This is a genomic window from Streptomyces sp. NBC_01431, assembly GCF_036231355.1.
Taxonomy (GTDB): domain Bacteria; phylum Actinomycetota; class Actinomycetes; order Streptomycetales; family Streptomycetaceae; genus Streptomyces.
This window is the reverse complement of sequence record NZ_CP109496.1, coordinates 3082857-3099783: the sequence shown is the minus strand read 5'-3', so window position 1 is coordinate 3099783 and position 16927 is coordinate 3082857. Positions and strand designations below refer to the sequence as shown.

Here is a 16927-nt window from a genome sequence, read left to right as displayed (position 1 = left end):
GGTTTGGATGACCACGAGAATCCTCCCGGCGGTCGGTGATACCGACGCGGCCCGGTCGGTGGTGACCCTGCTCAGTCAACTGCCGGACGCCGAGCCCGCCGCACCGGTCGGCGACTCCACCCAGCTCCTGGACACCCTCGCGCGACTCGCGGGCGAGTCGCTCGACGAGCTGCCCGAGGTGGTGCTCGTCCACGAGCGGATCGGCCCCGTGCCGGCCCTGGAGCTGATCCGGGAGGTGGCCCTCCGCTTCCCGGCGGTGGGTGTCGTACTGATCACGGCGGACATCAGCCCCGCGCTGTTCTCGGCCGCGATGGATTCGGGTGCGCGTGGTCTCGTCGCGTTGCCCCTCGGCTACGAGGAGCTGGCCAGCCGGGTTCAGGCGGCGGCCGCGTGGTCGGTGGGCGTGCGCCGGCACCTGGGTTCCGGCGGAGACGTCTTCACCGGCCCCGGCGGCACCGTCGTGACGGTCACCGGCGCGAAGGGCGGCGTCGGCACCACGGTCACGGCCGTCCAACTCGCGCTCGCCGCACGGGCTTCGGGGCGCAACGTGGCGCTGGTGGACATGGACCTCCAGGCCGGGGACATCGCGTCCTACCTGGACGTACAGTTCCGCCGCTCGATCGTCGACCTCGCAGCGATCGCGGACATCTCGCCGCGGGTGCTCCAGGACGCGGTCTTCAACCACCAGAGCGGCATCGCCCTGCTCCTCGCCCCGGGCGAGGGCGAGCGGGCCGAAGAGGTCAGCGACCGTGCGGCTCGCCAGATCGTCTCCGGTCTGCGCAACCGCCACGAGGTCGTGATCATCGACTGCGGCACCCAGATGAACGGCGCCAACGCGGCGGCCGTGGAGATGGCGGACATCGCGCTGCTCGTCACGACTCCCGACGTCATCGCGGTGCGCGCGGCCAAGCGGATCGTACGGATGTGGGACCGGCTCCAGATCCGTAAGGCCGAGGAGACCACCACTGTGGTCAACAAGTTCAACCGCAGTACCGAGATCCAGCCGGCCCTGATCCAGAAGATCACCGGCACGAGGGTCACGCGGACCGCCGTGCCCGCCAACTTCAAGGAGCTCCAGCCGGTCGTGGACGCCGGCCAGATGCAGGACCTCGACGCCAAGTCCACCGTGAAGCAGGCCCTTTGGGGCCTGGCCGGCGAACTCGGGTTGGTGAAGGGCCCGGACGGTGCCGCAGGTGGCGCCCGTCCGGGGAAGTCGCGAGGCGGCGACCGAGGCGCGGCGGGATTTCGCCGCCGACGCCCCGGTCCCGGCGAATCGTCTCAGGGGGAGGACTGATGCCATGCGGATCGCACGGCTTTGTGAGGACCGTATGCGGCGAGTGCGCGAGCCGGACCGCGGCCAGATAACCATCGAGTTCACGGGGATGCTGCCGATCATCATCGTGACTCTGATCGCGATCTGGCAGATGGTGCTGATCGGCTACACGTTCTCGCTGGCCGGGAACTCGGCGGACGAGGCGGCGCGGGCGTACGCCGTCACGGACGGCTGGACCAGGGGCGAGGAGTGCGACAAGGCGGGGCGGAAGAACCTGCCGGCCGCCTGGGACAGCGAAGCCCGGATCGACTGCCCCTCCATCGACACCGGCGTACAGACCGACCTCGACACGGTCGACGTCCGTCTCAAGGTTCCCGTGCTCTTCCCCGGAACGCTGAACTGGTTCTTCCCGGTGGAGGCGCACGCGTCCGCGGCGAAGGAGGCCAACGGATGAGGCGATTGAAGAGCCATCTCTCCAAGTCCCGCCGCGACCGCGGCTCCAGCGCGCTGGAGTACCTGGGCTTCCTGCCGCTCCTGCTGATCGTCGGCCTGGCCGCCATCCAGCTGGGGATAGCGGTCTACGTCGCCCAGCAGGCCGGTACGGGAACGCGGGCGGCCGCACGGGTGGTCGCGCAGAATCCGTACGCCGACGCCAACCGGGTGGGCAAGGCGGCGATGAGTGGCTGGACCGCCGCCAAGGCGGATTTCTCGTCCTCCAGTTGGGGCGGGACCGTCACCGTGACCGGCGACGTGGAGATCCCGGCGATACTGCCCGGACTGTCGCTCGGCAAGGTCCACAAAACGGCCACCATGCCCGTTGACCGCCCCTGACCGCGAACCACCACCCCGTATCACCGTCACGCCAGATCGACCGAGGAGTCAGGACCCATGAGCCTGCGGGCGCGCATCACAGTCCCGGAGGGGAACCGCGACAGCGAGGGCGACGCGCACCTGGTCGCCTCCTACCGGGTCAAGCTCCTGGAGGAGATCGACCTCGCGGAGATGTCCGCGCTCGCGGCCGCCGAGCGGCGGGCACGCCTGGAGCGGGTCCTCGGCCACATCATCAGCCGGGAGGGCCCGGTCCTCTCCACCGCCGAACGCGCCCAGCTGATCCGCCGGGTGGTCGACGAAGCACTCGGCCTCGGCGTCCTGGAACCGCTGCTCGAAGACGCGTCCATCACCGAAATCATGGTGAACGGACCCGACCAGATCTTCGTCGAGCGCCGCGGTCGCGTGGAGCAGTTGCCGATGCGGTTCGCTTCGCACGATCAGCTGATGCAGACGATCGAGCGCATCGTCTCGACGGTCAACCGCCGGGTGGACGAGTCGAATCCGATGGTCGACGCTCGGCTGCCGTCCGGTGAACGTGTCAACGTGATCATCCCGCCGCTCGCGCTGACCGGAGCCACCCTCACCATCCGGCGCTTCCCGAGGGCGTTCACGCTGCAAGAAATGATCGACTTCGGTTCGCTGGACCAGCACATGCTGCTGTTGCTGGCCGGGCTCGTACAGGCGAAGTTCAACGTGATCGTCTCCGGAGCCACCGGCACCGGGAAGACCACCCTGCTCAACGCCCTGTCCGGGCTTATCCCGGAGCGCGAGCGGATCATCACCATCGAGGACTCGGCCGAGCTCCAGCTCCAGCAGAGCCATGTGATCCGCCTTGAGTCCCGCCCGGCGAACGTCGAGGGCAAGGGTCGCGTCACGATCCGCGACCTGGTCCGCAACTCGCTGCGTATGCGTCCCGACCGCATCGTCGTCGGTGAGGTCCGTGGCGGCGAGGCGCTGGACATGCTCCAGGCGATGTCGACCGGCCACGACGGCTCGCTGGCGACGGTGCACGCCAACAGTGCCGAGGACGCCCTGATGCGCCTCCAGACGCTGTCCTCCATGTCGGAGATCAAGATTCCGTTCGAGGCACTGCACGACCAGATCAACTCGGCGGTGGACGTCATCGTGCAGCTGACCCGGCATGCCGACGGCTCCCGCCGGATCACCGAGATCGCGGCGCTCGACTCGCACGGCCGTGACGCCTACCGCATCGCGTCCATGGCCCGCTTCGTCGCCCGCCCCATGGCGCAGGACGGCCGGGTCTACGGCGAATTCAAGTACTTCCCGCTTCCGCGACGCATAGCCGACCGCCTTTACATGGCGGGCCAACCCATCCCGCAGGCGTTCGGCGTCGCCGTGACCGACGAACAGCTCGCCACCCGAGAGGCCAAGTAGGCAGCCACCATGGACAACCCCGCTCTCCTCACGATCGGTGCCACGCTCCTCGCCTGCGTGGCCGCGGTCATCGGCATGCGCGTGTACGCGTCCGGCACGGCCGACAAGCAGGCACTGGTCAACCGGCTTTCGGCCACCGGCCAGATACAAATGCCGGGTCGGCGCCGCAGGTTCGCCCGGCTCGACGGCTCGCTGCGCAAGACCACGTACGGCAAGAAGATCGAACGCAAGATCGCGGCGACCGGTCTGGACCTCACGGTCGGCGAGTTCTTCGTGTACATGGTCGCCGGTGTTGTCGGGCTGTGGATCATCGCGTCATCGATCCTGGCCTCTTTCTTCGGCCCCCTGGCCGGACTCGCGGGCCTGTGGGCGGCGAACACGTTCCTCAACTGGCAGCGCTCCAAGCGCACAGAGGCGTTCATCAACCAGCTCCCCGAGATCTCCCGCGTGCTCGCCAACGCCACCCAGGCCGGGCTGGCCCTGCGGACCGCGATCGCGATGGCCGCGGACGAACTGGAGGCCCCGGCGGGCGACGAGCTGAGGATCGTCGCCGACCAACTGGCGGTCGGCCGTTCCCTGGACGACGCCTTGAGTGAGCTCGCCGAGCGCCTGCCGTCACGTGAACTCGTCGTGCTCGTCTCGACGTTGATCCTTTCCAATCGTGCGGGTGGCACCGTCGTCTCCTCGCTGCGGAACCTCACGGTGACGTTGGAGGAGCGCAAGGAGACGCGTCGCGAGGTGCGCACCCAGCTGTCCCAGGTGAACATGACGGCGTACGCGGTACCGGCGATCGGCATCGGCGCGATGCTCCTCGTCAACCAGATCGCACCGGGAGCCCTGGACAAGATGACCGGCTCCTTCCTCGGGCAGATGGCCGTCGTCATCGCGCTCGGGCTCTACGCGGTCGGATTCATCCTGATCCGACGCATTTCCAAGATCGACATCTGAGGGAGGCTCTCGTGGGACTGCTACTCGGGCTCGTCATGGGCCTCAGCCTCTTGGGCGCGCTCAAGGGCATCAAGATGTACCGGGCCGAAGCCAAGGTCCCCACCGACCTGGCCGTCGCCCTTGAAGTCGGTTCGTCGCGCACCACCGCGGTCGGCAGCGGGCTGGACCGGCTCGGCATGCGCTACGCGCCGCTGGTGCTGCGCATGATGGGGCCCAAGCGGGTCAATGAGAAGCGCCGCAAGATCGACATGGCCGGTAACCCCGACGGTCTGACGATCGACCGTTATGCCGCGCGCCGGGCGGTCTACGCGACCCTCGGGGGCTTCGGCGCCTTCGCCATGCTCAGCAGCGGCAGCGTGATCGGCGCCCTGCTCATGATCGGCTTCGGCTACATCTGGAGCGAGGTGGGACTGTGGGCCGCGATCCGCAAGCGCAAGGACGACATCGAGCGCACCCTGCCCGACTTCCTCGACGTCCTCGCCGTCGTCGTCTCCGCCGGCCTCGGATTCCGGCAGGCGCTGGAGCGGGTCGCGGAGAAGTACGAGGGGCCGTGGGCCGACGAAGTCCGCATCACTCTGCGGCAGATGGACATGGGTGTCAGCCGGCGTCAGGCTTTCGACGAGATGCGCCAGCGCAACGATTCCGATCAGGTCGCCATGTTCGTCACCGCGCTCCAGCAGGGCGAGGAACTCGGAGCGCCGATCGTGGACACCTTGATCGCGATAGCCAACGACATGCGCCGCACCGACGCCCAGAACGCCCGTCGTAAGGCGGCCAGGGCCGTGCCGAAGGCAACCCTCATGGTCACCACCTTCATGGTGCCCGCGACCATGATCCTCATGGGGTCCGCGATGCTGCTGGGCTCCGGTTCCGACCTCGGCTCAATCACCGGAAAGTGAGGGGGAGCGGGTGTTCCCGACCCTGAGAGCGAGGCTCACCGGGCCAGTCGTGGAGATTGCGTCCGACGTCGCCGACTCGACCCTTCCCGAGCCCGCGATCACCCTCCAGATCAACGCGCTCCAGGCGCTGTGCCGCCAAGTGTTCCTCTTCCGGCTCGCGATGATCGCCCTCGGCACGCCGTTCGCACTGGCCAACTCGGCCACTGGGCCCGCCCGTTGGCTGGTGGCGGGTGCGGTACTCGTAACGTTCATGGGGTCCTACGCCCTCTACCGCGACTGGGAGCGGTTCGGCCCGCTGCTGCTGCGCCACCCCACGCTCCTCGGGGCCGACACGGTCTTCGGGGCGCTGCTCCTGTTCACCGCGACAGAGGAGTCCACCCTCGGATATGTGGTCGTCTGCACCCCGCTCCTGGCGGGACTGGTCTACGGCTGGCGCGGCGCCGGCATCTTCACCGCGGTGCAGTGCGTCGTCCTGGTTCTCGCCCACTCGGCGCAGCGCGTGCATCACCAGACGGTCGCCGCGTCCTTGCTCCTGCCGGGATTCTGCGTCGTCGCCGGAGCCATCGGTGTGACCCTGCGCGGCCTGATGCTGCGTTTCGGGCTCGCCTCGCAGGCGCTCACCGACACCCGCGCCCGCCTCGCGGTCGCCAACGCGGTCGAGGAGGAACGCGCGCGACTGGCCCGCGAGATGCACGATTCGGTCGCCAAGACGCTGCACGGGGTTGCTCTGGCGGCCGAAGGCCTGGCCGGTTCGGCCGAGCGCATGGACCCGCGCACCGTCCAGCAGCAGGCCAATCTGGTGGCGCGCTCGGCCCGTCGAGCCGCGGCCGAGTCCCGCGAGCTCCTCTCCGACCTGCGCCGCGAGTCCGGGCTCGACAGCGGAGTCGACGTGGTCGACGAACTGGCCGCCCGCGTAAGGGACTTCGGCCAACGGACCGGCATCACCGCGGCCTTCTACGCCCTTGAGCCGGGGGCGGCAGGCACCCTGCAGCTGCGGCAGTTCAGCCAGCCGAGGGTCGTCCAACTAATCCCGCACGCCATCGCCCGCCATCTCCTCACGGTCGCCTCCGAGGCAATGGAGAACGCCCACCGCCACGCCCACCCCACCAGGATCGACGTCTCCGCGGGCGTGGTGGGCGAGATGTTCCGGATCAGCGTGTACGACGACGGCCGGGGCCTGCCGCCCGGCACCTCGCTCGACGAGCTCAAGCGGGCCGGTCACTTCGGCCTGGTCGGGATGGTCGAGCGGGCCGCGGGCGTGGGCGCCCGCATCCGCATCGGCCGCGGCCAGGCGGCGGCCGGCACCGAAGTCCGCCTGGACCTGCCGCTCGCCGCCCTCGCCCGGCCCGCCCCGCTCGCCACCTGACCCCACCCCCCACTCGCGTCCCCCCCCCACTCCCCAGAGAGGAGGCCACCTCCATGCCGGACCAGACTCCCCGTCAGGCTCACGGTGCGCAGTCCTACGCTTCAGGTCAACAGGGTGTGCCGCCGTCCCGGCCCTCACAGCACACTTCGTCGCAACCCACACCCACGAGTTCCGTGCCCACCCCGACCTCCGGTACTCGCCCGGCCACCCCGCCCGGCGGCTTCCCGGCCTTTCCGGACAAGGCCCCCGCGTCCTCGCTCCGAGTGGTCGTGGCGGACGACAACCCGGTCGTGCGAGCCGGGCTGAACGTCCTCCTGTCCGGTCGCAGGGACATCGAGGTGGTGGCGGAGGCCGCCGACGGACGCCAGGCCTACGAGGCGGCGGTCCAGCACCGGCCTGACGTGGTTCTCCTCGATGTCCGCATGCCCGGGGTCGACGGCATATCGGCTCTCCCGCACCTGGTGCGGATCGCGCCCGTCATGATGCTCACGTACAGCCGTGAGAACGAGATCGTGCGGGAGGCGCTGCGCCTGGGGGCCGGTGGTTACCTGGTCCACGGTGAGTTCACCGCGGACCAGCTCGTGGCGGCGGTACGGGACATCAAGGAGGGGCGGGCCCACTTCACCGCCACAGCTGCAAACGCTTTGCTGGCCCACATGAGGAGTGGGAGCCCGCCGGAAGGGCCCCTGCCGCCCCTGCCGGAAGGACTCGGCAGGGCCTTCGCGGCAGGCGCTCCGTACAGCGGATCCCTGCCCCAACAAGCCTCACCCACCGGGCACGGACAGCCGGTGCACGCACCCAACCCGCAGTCCCAGGTCACGAATTCGTTTTATCAGCCACAAGCCACTTCGCATTTGCAAGCGGATGTGGCACAGTCTTCGACGGGGTCGGAATGGGGAAGCTCCGTTCCGCAGAGGCCTGTTGGGGCCGGCGTCTCGCCGGGCCACAACAGAGCGGACTACGCGCTGAGTTCGAGGGAGGTGGAGGTCATGGACCTGATCGCGGCAGGCATGAGCAATCAGCAGATCGCCGCCACCTGCTTCATCAGCGAGAAGACCGTGAAGAACCACATCAACCGCATCTTTGCGAAACTGCACAGCAACAGCCGTGCCGAGGCCGTCTCGATCTGGCTGGGCGCCCGTAGGGGCGACGCGGGCCGAGGGTCGGTGGGGCATGGCTGAGCGAGAGAGCGAAAGGGCGCTGCCCGCAGCCACGTTGGGCCTGCGGGCCCGGGTCGGCGTGGCCGGGGCCCAATCCCCTTCTTGGGCCCCCGATTGGGCCCTGGGACCCTGTGGTGGGGCCCCGGCTCCGGCGTACGTTTCTCGTGTCGAAAGCGGCACCGGCCAGGAGGAAGCCGGTAACGCGAACAACGGCACAGAGACTTACGCGTCGGCCGATCCACGGTCGGCCGAACCCGGAGGGGAACACCATGAGCAACCCGATGCTGAAGGCCACCACCAAGGCTCAGGTCCGCGTCAACGGCTGGATGAACACGACGGTCGACGCGATGAAGCGCCGGGCGGACAAGGGCCAGGGCGCGGTCGAGTACATGGGCATCATCGTCGTGGTCGTCGCGATCATCCTGGTGCTGACGCAGACCAACTTCGGCAACGCGATCCGCGACAAGATCACCACCGCCATCAACAAGATCACCCCCTGATGTTCCGTCGCCTCAACAGCGACAAAGGGCAGGCCTTCCCCATCTACATCACGGTGGTGGCGGGCCTGCTCTTTCTCGCGTTCGCTTACTTCGCCTGGGGCCAGGCCTCGGTCAAGCGCAACGACACGCAGACGGCGGCCGATGCCGCCTCGCTGGCGGCGGCACAGGACGCACGGGACACGCTGCGCACGGCAATGGTGGACGGCCTGGACATGGTGACCCTCCAGACCCTGCTCGACGGCAAGAGCCCGCTCGGTGCTCCGCTCACCTTCAAGTCCTGTTTCGCGGCGGGGCATCTCGCCGACGAGAACGACGCGAGGACCCGTCTGTTGGACGGCTGCCACCAGGGGGACTACCGGGGGCAGACGGCCTACTACGTGTCGGTGGAGTCCAAGAAGCCTGTCGGCAAGTCCGTCATCCCCGCCACCGAGACCCGGAAGGGCACGGCCTCCGCCGTCGCCGTGATCCAGCCTCGCTGCCGGGTCATGCCGACCGGGGCATCGCTCCCCAACGGTACGGACGAGGCCTACCTGCTCGTCTGCGACGGTCGTCCCGATCTGCTCTTCGACCGGATGCACGTGCAGGAGCTGTTCCCCCGAGCGTCCGACCTCTTCTCCGTCCACCTGGTCAACGCCAACTAGTAAGCGAACGAAGAATGAAACGAGGGACTGAACTGATGGACAAGGCCAAGAACAGGGCACGCGTGAAGGGCATCGTGGTCACTGCGGCCGCCGCTGCCCTGGCTCTCACCTTGACTGCCTGCGGGGGCAGCGACGGCGGCAAGAAGAACGCTGGTTCTTCGACCTCGGCGACGCCCGGCGGGAAGACTCAGTCCAATGCGCCGGATCCTCAGAGCGACCAGGTTCTCGCTACGGTCCAGGGCGAGAACGGCATTGAAATGTCGATCACTTCGGCCAAGCGGGACACCGGCGGCTTCGTCACGGTGGCGGGCGTGGTGAAGAACAACGGCAAGGACTTCTACACGATGCCCGACTGGCAGGGCGACGAGACCGAGCTGCGCAACAACGGCGCTTCGATGGCCGGAGCCTCGCTGGTCGACAAGGCCGGCAAGAAGCGCTACCTCATCCTGCGTGACACCGACGGCCGTTGCCTGTGCACCAAGTTCAGTGGCCTCGGTGCCGGGAAGAACTCGACGTTCTTCGCGCAGTTCCCCGCCCCGCCCGCCAACACGACCGAGGTGGACTTCCAGGTGCCGCACATGCAGTCCGCGACGATCAAGATCTCCGGGTGAGGCAGCCGATGCTCACTCTCAGGAATCCTCGAAGCGGCCTGGGAGCCATGGCCGTGGTGACAGCTGCCGTGGGCTCCCTCATGTTCGGCGGACTCTCTCCGGCGGTGGCGGACACCAACCCCACCGCCGTACCCGCGGCGAGTCCGCCGGTGAAGGTGGACCCGACCGCCCCTGGCCTGAAGCTCGTCGACGGTGCGACGCTGGCGCCGGCGCGCGTCCTCGACATCAAGTCGATCGTGGTGGACGAGGGTGGCGAGGAGCGACGTACCGACACCAACCAGGACATCAGCTTCGCACTTCAGGCGGAAGTCCTCTTCGGCAAGGACAGCGCGAACCTCTCCCCGGAGGCGGCATCCCGCATCCAGGCCATCGCCGATGAGATCAAGAAGCAGAACGCGTCGAACGTCCGGGTCTTCGGCTTCACCGACAACCTCGGGTCGCACGAGCACGGCGTCGAACTGTCCAAACAGCGGGCGGACGCTGTTCAGGGCATTCTCGCCCAACGGCTGGGCAGCGGTGTGACGTTCGAGATCCGCGGCTACGCCGAGCAGTACCCGATCGCGGACAACTCCACCGAGGACGGCCGCAAGAAGAACCGCCGTGTGGAGGTCACCTTCCCGCGCGGTAAATAGCAGCACGGATCCACGGACACGCAGGTCCACAAGCCGGTCCGCATCACATGCGGACCGGCTTCGGCGTACTCCGGGCAGGAACGGGCTGCACTGCCAGCACGGCTCCAGCCGTCGCCGGGATCGTCGGTCATCTCCACAACTGCCGTTAATAGGCCCAAGGTTGAGCCCTGGGGCCCATGCCGACTCGCATGGCTGGTTCTACCCTCAGCTCCATGTCATCGATCAGCAATGGGGGAGCCGTGCCGATACCGGCCGGGTCGTGGCGTGTGCGCATGCCGCGGCCGGTCGAGTACGTCAGGCTGCTGGTGGTTGTTCTCTTCGTCCTTACGGTGCTGTCCGCGCTCGGTGTGCTGCTCGCGGCGCCGTTCGACGGGGAGTTGCTCGGGGCCCTGGCCTATGCGGTGGCTCCCGGCGTGGCCGGGTTCGTTCTGCTGCGATGGCTTCACAGCGGAGGACCGAGGGTGCGGTGGGCGCTGATGGGCGTCCAGGTCTCCCCGCTGCTACAGGCGTTGGGGGCCTTCGCCCACGGCCAGTCCAAGGGGCTGACCCAGTTGGCCATGCCGCTGGCCATCGTGGTGCTGCTGTGCCGACGGAGCTCACGCGAATGGTTCCTGACGCCGAATCGTCCCGCACCGGACCGGCGGCCCTTCAGCCTCGCGCGAATGATCAAGTGGCGGCACAGCGAGGAGGGCCAGACCGCCGTCGAGTATGCGGGACTCATCACGCTGGTCGTCGGCATCGTCCTCGCGCTGGTGCTCAGCGGGCTGGGCGGTCAGATATCCGGCGGCATCCAGTCCGCCATCTGCAAGGTCACGGGGTCGGCCTGCCCGCCGCCGCGTGCCGCGGCCGACGCCTCGAACAAGAGCGGCTCCAGTGCGGGTGCGTCGAGTGGAACGACGGGCGGCGCGAGCGCCGGCGGCCCGTCGACCGGCGGCTCGACGGGAGGCACGGCCGGCTCGGGCGCGGGTGGATCCACCGCCAACGGCGGATCCACCGGCGCCAACGGTTCCGCCGGTGCCAACGGTTCCACTGGTGCCAACGGTTCCGGCGGTGCCAACGGTTCCACTGGCGCCAACGGTTCGGCCAACGGTGGCGCGAACGGCGGAGCGGCAGCCAACGGTGGTTCCAGCGGTGGCGCATCTGCCAACGGTGGTTCCAGTGGCGCGAGTTCGGGTGCCGCAGGCGCGTCCGGTGCAGATGGCTCCGGTGCCTCGGGCGGGTCCGGCGGGTCCGGCGACGACGGCGGTGACAGTGGCGACGGCGGTGACACCTCCGGTGACGGCGGTGACAGCGGCGGCAATGGCGGCAGCAGCGGTGACAACGGCAAGAACGACGGCAAGAACAACGGAGGCGGCGGCGACACCAAGAAGGACGACGGCTGCCTCTCCGGCTTCGGAGCGTTCTTCTCCTGCGCGGGAGACCAAGTCGTCGGTGCCGGCAAGGGGCTGGTCGTCGACGGTGTCTGGGGCGATGTCAAGGACGGCTGGAACGCCGTCATCCACCCCGTCGACACCGTGAAGGGCACCGTCACCGGTCTCTGGAACTACGGCTCGGACATCGTCTCCAACGAGTGGGACAGTGCTTGGGACAAGGTGAAGAAGGGCGACGTCCTGGGCTTGGTCGAGCAGGACCTCTCCTTCGGCCCCCGCATGGTGTGGAAGCTCGGTGGTGACTTCGTCGTCACCAAGGACGTCCGCGACGCGTGGAATCGGGGCGACTACGGCGAGGCCTTCGGCCTGACGCTGTGGAACGGCGGCTCGTACTTCATTCCCGGCGTCGGCGAGGGCAAGCTGGCGGAAATCCTCGTCAAGCTGGAGAAGATCAACAAGATCAATAAGGTCGTACGGTTCATCGAGAAGGCCAACGAGGCGTTCGAACGGGTCCGCAAGGCCATCAAGAAGGGTGACATCCGCGAGGCCGAGAAGGCGGCCGACGACGCTCAGAAGGCCGCCGACGACGCGGCCGACAAGGCGCGCAAGAGCGGCTGCACGGTGGCGAGCGCCCCCTTGCGCGTCCCGTACGGCGGTGGTTCGGACGGCTGGCAGCCGAGGAGCGGCGGCACCGTTGTCACCGCTGCCTACCGGCCCATCACCACGGCGTCCTTCGGCGCCACCCCCGGTGTCGTCCAGATCAAGGACCAGCACTGCGACGCGGAGGACGGCAAGGACGCGCACGATGCCCAGCAGAAGGCGCTCGATTCCCGTGCCGAGGTGCTGAAGCAGGCAATCCAGGATGCCAAGAAGGACGGCGTGCACGTCCAGCCCGACCTTCTCGACAACCTGCTCAAGCGGGTCAAGGACAACCCGGACCCGCTGAAGAAGGAGATCGGGCCGAAGGCGGCCGCCGACGCCATCAAGGACGTCACGGATCTCCTTGAGCAGAAGAACATCGACAAGCTGAGCCGTGAGCAGCTCGCGCAGAAGGCGCTCAACTCCAAGGACGCCGACGCGCTCGCGCAGAACCTTGCCGAGTCCAACATCACCAAGAACATCGCCAAGGACGAGGCGGCGGACGGCTCCACGGTCTACTCCGCCGTCGGCGACAACAACAAGGGCCGGTCCAAGCTCCCCGACGGCAAGGGAGGCGAGTTCGACGTCAGCGGTATCCCGGATGTCGACGTCGTCTACCGCGGCAAGGACGGCAAGGTCAACGTCGTCGAGGTCAAGAACCGCGGCAACGCGACGACCCAGGCCTCCTTCCCGGACCAGGTGCAGCGCCTCGGTGACTGGGCGAAGAAGGACCCGGCACGGGCGGCGCGGTACGAGGTCGCGACGACCGACGGCTGGGAGAAGGTCTTCGACCAGTTCCAGTACAAGAAGCAGAGCAAGACGGACAAGGCTGCCGGAAAGCCGAAGGAGCGGCCGGCCGGGACGCCTGCTTCGGAGATGGCGAAGAACGGCGTCAGCCTGCGGGTCGGCGGAAAGGACCTCAGTCCCGACCAGCTCCGGAAGATGGATGCCGCCTGGAACGCCAAGAGCGACGCCGAGAGGTACGAAGCTCTGCACTCCGGCAAGATGAAGGATCCGAAGACGGCCATGGAGTACCTGGGTGTTTCCTGATGAACCGGTGGACGGCGCGATGACCGAGCAAGTGGTACTGGCCGCGCTGGAGGCCGTACTGGCCCAGGTGCTGCCGGTGGTCGACGGCTGGACCGGCACGCTCTGGGATCTCTACGAGGTGTACGAGGAGAGCCGGTCCGGGCACGGGCCGGCGCCGGAGCTCACCGCCGGGCAGGGCGCTCGTTTCGAAGCCCAGTGGCGCCGCCAGGAGCTCTCCGGCGAGGCCCACCGGCTGCTGGGGCAGCTGCGTGAGCGGGCCGCCCGATCCGGGCTCGTGGCCCCGGCCGGGGCGGCTGACCTCGCCGTTCGGCTGGTACGCGCCGGTCTGGCCGCACACGAGGCGGTCAACCTGCTGTTCGACCTCGGGGTTCCGGACGGCGAGCGGGCGCTGCTCGCTCTCGCTCCGGACCGGCACATCGGTGAGGGGGACCGGCTCTGGGCCCGCGAGCGGTTGTTCGCGCTGCGCCGGAGCCGCTACCGCGCGCGAGGCGAGCGGGCGCCGGACGGCGAGGAACCGCTGCTCCCGGCCGCCGTGCGGCAACTGCCCGTGGGTGCCGGAGGGGCTCTGGCCCCCACGATCGAACTCGTCCGGGCACGCGCCGCGCTGGGAGCGCTGCTACCGGCCTCCCCGCTCGACGTGCCCGAACCTCCGCCCGAGTGGCCGGTCGGCTGGGACGACCTGGACGAGGCCGACGAGTACCGTCCCGACTGGCTCGAAGTCCGGCTGCTCGTACGCGAGTTGATGCCCACGCCGGACCGGGTCACCCGGGAGCGGATGGCGGAGGCGGAGCAGGAGTGCGCGTTGCTCGGGCTCGACTGCGGAGAGGACTTCGAGGCCCTCTGGACCACCCGCCTCGCCGCTTGGCTGGTGGGCGAGATCTTCGACGGCCTGGGCCGCGGCGCCGACCCAGCGGCTCTGACCCCCTGGGCCATGGATGTGGCCGAGCAGTACGTGCGGCGTGGCATGGCGGCCGAGGAAGCCCGTGGCTTTCTGCACCGGACCGAGCAGGAGGTTGCCCACAGCCGGGCGGTGCTGCGCCGACTGCCCTCCTGAGGCCCGGTCTCAGGCGCCGTCGACGACCTTGACCTGTGCCCCCACCCGCAGCCCCCACTCCTGCATCGCGCCCGCCTCGGCCTCGATCACGTGGCGGGCGCGCAGCCGGACCGCGCTCAGCCGGCCGGGCTTCATGGTGCGGACGGCCAGGACCCGCAGATTCCGGTCGAGGAAGGCGACGTCGATCGTGAACCGCATCCGGAAGGTGTGCACACTGCTCGCCGGAGAGAGCAGGATCGCGCCCTTGATGCCGTCGCGGCCGAGCAGGCCCCGAGTGCGTGCGCGGTAGGAGGTCGCGATCTCCAGCGGTACCGCCCGGTCCCCGATGACCAACTCGCCCGTGCCGTTGCGCCATCGACTCATGGCGTCACAGTAGTAGGTGCCGTCAGCCGGCCCCGCCTTGGGCCCTGGAACCGCCGGAGCAGGCCCGTGGGCCCATGTCCGTCGGCTCGGCGGCACCTAGGGTGCAGGGGTGAACGAAGTGAACAGCGCGCTGATCGTGCTCGCCGCGGCCTGGGGCGCCGCGAGCGGGGCCCTGGTGCCACGCGCCGCCTACCGGCTCTCCGTGGACCCGGACGAGTCGTGGCGTGAGGCATGTCCGCAGGGTCACCGGTTCACCGGTCCGGCCCGGGGCTGGCTCGGCCGGCCGGTGTGCGGGCAACGGTCGTTCGGCGCGGTGCTGGTGGTCGCCGGGTGCTGTGCGGCACTGGCCGGGGCCACCGGAGCGCGGCCGGAGCTCGCCGTGTGGCTGTTGTTCGTGCCCTTCGCCGTGCTGCTGGCGGGCGTCGACCTTTCCGTGCGCCGACTTCCCGACATACTCACCCTGCCGCTCGCCGGGGTGATGGCCGCCCTGCTGATCTGCGCGGGAGTGCTGCCCGGCCACGCCGGCTCCTGGGTCCGCGCACTGGCCGGCGGACTCGCCCTCGGTGGCGCCTACTTCGTACTGTTCCTGATCAACCCCAACGGGCTCGGCTTCGGCGACGTGAAGCTCGCCGTCACCCTCGGCATGGTGCTCGGCTGGTACGGCTGGGGGATCCTGTTCCTGGGCGCCTTCGCGGGATTCCTGCTGGGAGCCGCGTACGGGCTCGGTCTGATGGTGTTGCGCCGGGCGGGCCGCAAGGACGCGATTCCCTTCGGTCCGTTCATGCTCGGCGGAGCGGTGGTCGGCGTACTCCTCGGGGCGCTGACGGTCGCGTCCTGACTCCCGACAGCGTTCACGGCTCCCCTGCTCCGGCCCGGCCCGCGATGAGTTGACGCGCCGGCTCCGCGCACCGTGTTCCGCCCTCCACCACCCTCCGGTAGCCGCCCGGTGTGCACCGCATGGCCAATGGGCACCCGCTGCCCGACGGGTGGTTCGGGTGGTTCGGGACCAGGGCAATCCATAGGAGTCGTTGTTACGGTGCGGGGTATGAAGCCAAGGCTGGTACGGAGCCGTGTGGCGACGGCTGGGGTGTGTCTGGCTGCCCTCGCGGCGGCGTGCGGGCCCACCGGTTCGGGCGGCGAGGGGCCGGCATCGGTGCGGAACTCCGCGAGCGCGTCCGGCGGCTCCCGCACGGCGCCCGCTGCGTCCAGTGGCGCCGACACCAAGGCCGCCCCCGGAGCGCTCAGCGCGGAGCAGCTCGCCACCGCCGCCCTCGTCACCGGCGACGTGAAGGACTTCGCCGCCGAGTCGCTGGAAGGCGGCACCCCCACCGGCAGCTCGCGGGCCTCGAAGGCCGCCTGCGCGCCGATCGTCGCCGTCATCAACGGCACCCCCGACCCGGCGCCCTCCGCGACCGTCTTCCGGCGGCTCCTGGACACCACGGAGGACGGCCAGGCCGACCAGACCGTCGTCACCGAGGTGCTCGGCGCCCACCCCTCGGGCGCCACCGACGTACTGCCCCGGCTGCGTACCGCGCTCGACGCCTGCGCCGACGGATTCACCACGAAGGGCGGCGACCTGGAGCCATCGGTGTTCACCGAGGTCAAGGAGCTGCCCGCGCCCGACGCCGGGGACGAGGCGATCGCGTACGAGCTGACGGGCGTCGCGCAGGGTGAGACCGTGCCGATGGTCTTCCAGGTGGTCAGGAGCGGGACGACCGTCGTCACCTATTACGCCGTTGACGTGAACGGCGGCGACACGCCCCGGATTCCGTCCGAGCTCGCCGTTGCGCAGGCGGCCAAGCTCAGGTCCTGAGATCCTGCCCGGTTGCGATGACCACCTGTGCGCCCGGCCGCAGGCCCCAGCCGGCCATCGCGCCCGCCTCCGCCTCCAGCACGTGCCGCGCGCGCGGCCGGAGCGCGCCGAGGCGGCCGGGGCGCATCGTGCGTACCGCGATCACGCGCAGCTCGCGGTCCAGATGAGCCACGTCGATGGCGAACCGCATCCGGAAGGTGTGCACGCTGCTCGCCGGGGTCAGCAGGATCGCTCCCTCGATGCCGTCGCGGCCGAGCAGGCCCTTGGTGCGGGCCCGGTACGACGCCGCGATCTCCAGCGCGACCGCCGCCCCGACGCCGTCGAGCACGCTCAACTCGCCCGTTCCATCCCTCCATCGGCCCATGGATAAACGGTAGTGGCT

Annotated in this window: 18 protein-coding genes; 16 read left to right on the top strand and 2 right to left on the bottom strand. The window is 69.3% G+C overall.

Translation table 11 applies throughout. The annotated features are described in order from the left end of the window. Positions 1 to 7: 7 nt before the first annotated feature. From OG522_RS14060 to OG522_RS13995, 14 genes are all read left to right on the top strand, one after another. On the top strand, positions 8 to 1294 hold the full coding sequence (locus OG522_RS14060) for an AAA family ATPase (RefSeq protein ID WP_329463322.1): 1287 nt from the start codon (positions 8 to 10) through the stop codon (positions 1292 to 1294). 4 nt (positions 1295 to 1298) lie between these two features. Further along, positions 1299 to 1727: a TadE/TadG family type IV pilus assembly protein gene (locus tag OG522_RS14055; protein WP_329463321.1), complete on the top strand. Its 429-nt coding sequence runs from the start codon at positions 1299 to 1301 to the stop codon at positions 1725 to 1727. Then, positions 1724 to 2104, top strand: a complete 381-nt coding sequence (locus OG522_RS14050; RefSeq protein ID WP_329463320.1) for a TadE/TadG family type IV pilus assembly protein — start codon at positions 1724 to 1726, stop codon at positions 2102 to 2104. The genes OG522_RS14055 and OG522_RS14050 overlap by 4 nt, the downstream gene beginning before the upstream one ends. Positions 2105 to 2161: 57 nt before the next feature. Further along, a complete protein-coding gene (locus tag OG522_RS14045; RefSeq protein ID WP_329463319.1) occupies positions 2162 to 3499 on the top strand; it encodes a CpaF family protein in 1338 nt (445 codons plus the stop codon). Between the two features lie 9 nt (positions 3500 to 3508). Further along, on the top strand, positions 3509 to 4447 hold the full coding sequence (locus OG522_RS14040) for a type II secretion system F family protein (protein ID WP_329463318.1): 939 nt from the start codon (positions 3509 to 3511) through the stop codon (positions 4445 to 4447). A gap of 11 nt (positions 4448 to 4458) precedes the next feature. After that, entirely contained in the window at positions 4459 to 5346 is an 888-nt protein-coding gene (locus OG522_RS14035) for a DUF5936 domain-containing protein (protein ID WP_329463317.1), read from the top strand. 49 nt (positions 5347 to 5395) lie between these two features. Next, complete coding sequence (locus tag OG522_RS14030; protein ID WP_329463316.1) at positions 5396 to 6712, top strand: sensor histidine kinase; 1317 nt, start codon at positions 5396 to 5398, stop codon at positions 6710 to 6712. 53 nt (positions 6713 to 6765) lie between these two features. Further along, the gene (locus OG522_RS14025; protein ID WP_443074698.1) at positions 6766 to 7893 is read left to right on the top strand and encodes a response regulator; all 1128 of its coding nucleotides are present in this window, start codon (positions 6766 to 6768) and stop codon (positions 7891 to 7893) included. A gap of 248 nt (positions 7894 to 8141) precedes the next feature. Continuing rightward, complete coding sequence (locus tag OG522_RS14020) at positions 8142 to 8372, top strand: hypothetical protein (protein ID WP_329463314.1); 231 nt, start codon at positions 8142 to 8144, stop codon at positions 8370 to 8372. Next, the gene (locus OG522_RS14015; protein ID WP_329463313.1) at positions 8372 to 9013 is read left to right on the top strand and encodes a pilus assembly protein TadG-related protein; all 642 of its coding nucleotides are present in this window, start codon (positions 8372 to 8374) and stop codon (positions 9011 to 9013) included. The genes OG522_RS14020 and OG522_RS14015 overlap by 1 nt, the downstream gene beginning before the upstream one ends. A gap of 35 nt (positions 9014 to 9048) precedes the next feature. Then, on the top strand, positions 9049 to 9624 hold the full coding sequence (locus OG522_RS14010) for a hypothetical protein (RefSeq protein WP_329463312.1): 576 nt from the start codon (positions 9049 to 9051) through the stop codon (positions 9622 to 9624). A 47-nt stretch (positions 9625 to 9671) separates the two neighbouring features. Continuing rightward, entirely contained in the window at positions 9672 to 10256 is a 585-nt protein-coding gene (locus OG522_RS14005; RefSeq protein WP_443074697.1) for an OmpA family protein, read from the top strand. Between the two features lie 212 nt (positions 10257 to 10468). Beyond that, the gene (locus OG522_RS14000) at positions 10469 to 13315 is read left to right on the top strand and encodes a Flp family type IVb pilin (RefSeq protein WP_329463311.1); all 2847 of its coding nucleotides are present in this window, start codon (positions 10469 to 10471) and stop codon (positions 13313 to 13315) included. Positions 13316 to 13334: 19 nt separating this feature from the next. Continuing rightward, a complete protein-coding gene (locus tag OG522_RS13995) occupies positions 13335 to 14369 on the top strand; it encodes a hypothetical protein (RefSeq protein WP_329463310.1) in 1035 nt (344 codons plus the stop codon). A 9-nt stretch (positions 14370 to 14378) separates the two neighbouring features. Here the strand turns inward: OG522_RS13995 and OG522_RS13990 are convergent, their stop codons facing one another. Beyond that, positions 14379 to 14732: a DUF192 domain-containing protein gene (locus OG522_RS13990; RefSeq protein ID WP_329463309.1), complete on the bottom strand. Its 354-nt coding sequence runs from the start codon at positions 14730 to 14732 to the stop codon at positions 14379 to 14381. Positions 14733 to 14850: 118 nt separating this feature from the next. Between OG522_RS13990 and OG522_RS13985 the strand changes: the two genes are divergently transcribed. Both OG522_RS13985 and OG522_RS13980 read left to right on the top strand, forming a co-directional pair. Next, positions 14851 to 15570 (top strand): A24 family peptidase, encoded by a 720-nt coding sequence (locus OG522_RS13985; RefSeq protein ID WP_329467579.1) that lies wholly within the window; start codon positions 14851 to 14853, stop codon positions 15568 to 15570. Positions 15571 to 15777: 207 nt separating this feature from the next. Then, positions 15778 to 16545 carry a hypothetical protein gene (locus OG522_RS13980; protein WP_329463308.1) on the top strand — a complete coding sequence of 256 codons (768 nt, stop codon included), beginning with the start codon at positions 15778 to 15780 and terminating at the stop codon, positions 16543 to 16545. On the opposite strand, the gene OG522_RS13975 is transcribed toward OG522_RS13980, so the two are convergent. Then, entirely contained in the window at positions 16535 to 16909 is a 375-nt protein-coding gene (locus tag OG522_RS13975) for a DUF192 domain-containing protein (protein WP_329463307.1), read from the bottom strand. The genes OG522_RS13980 and OG522_RS13975 overlap by 11 nt on opposite strands. Positions 16910 to 16927 lie beyond the last annotated feature (18 nt).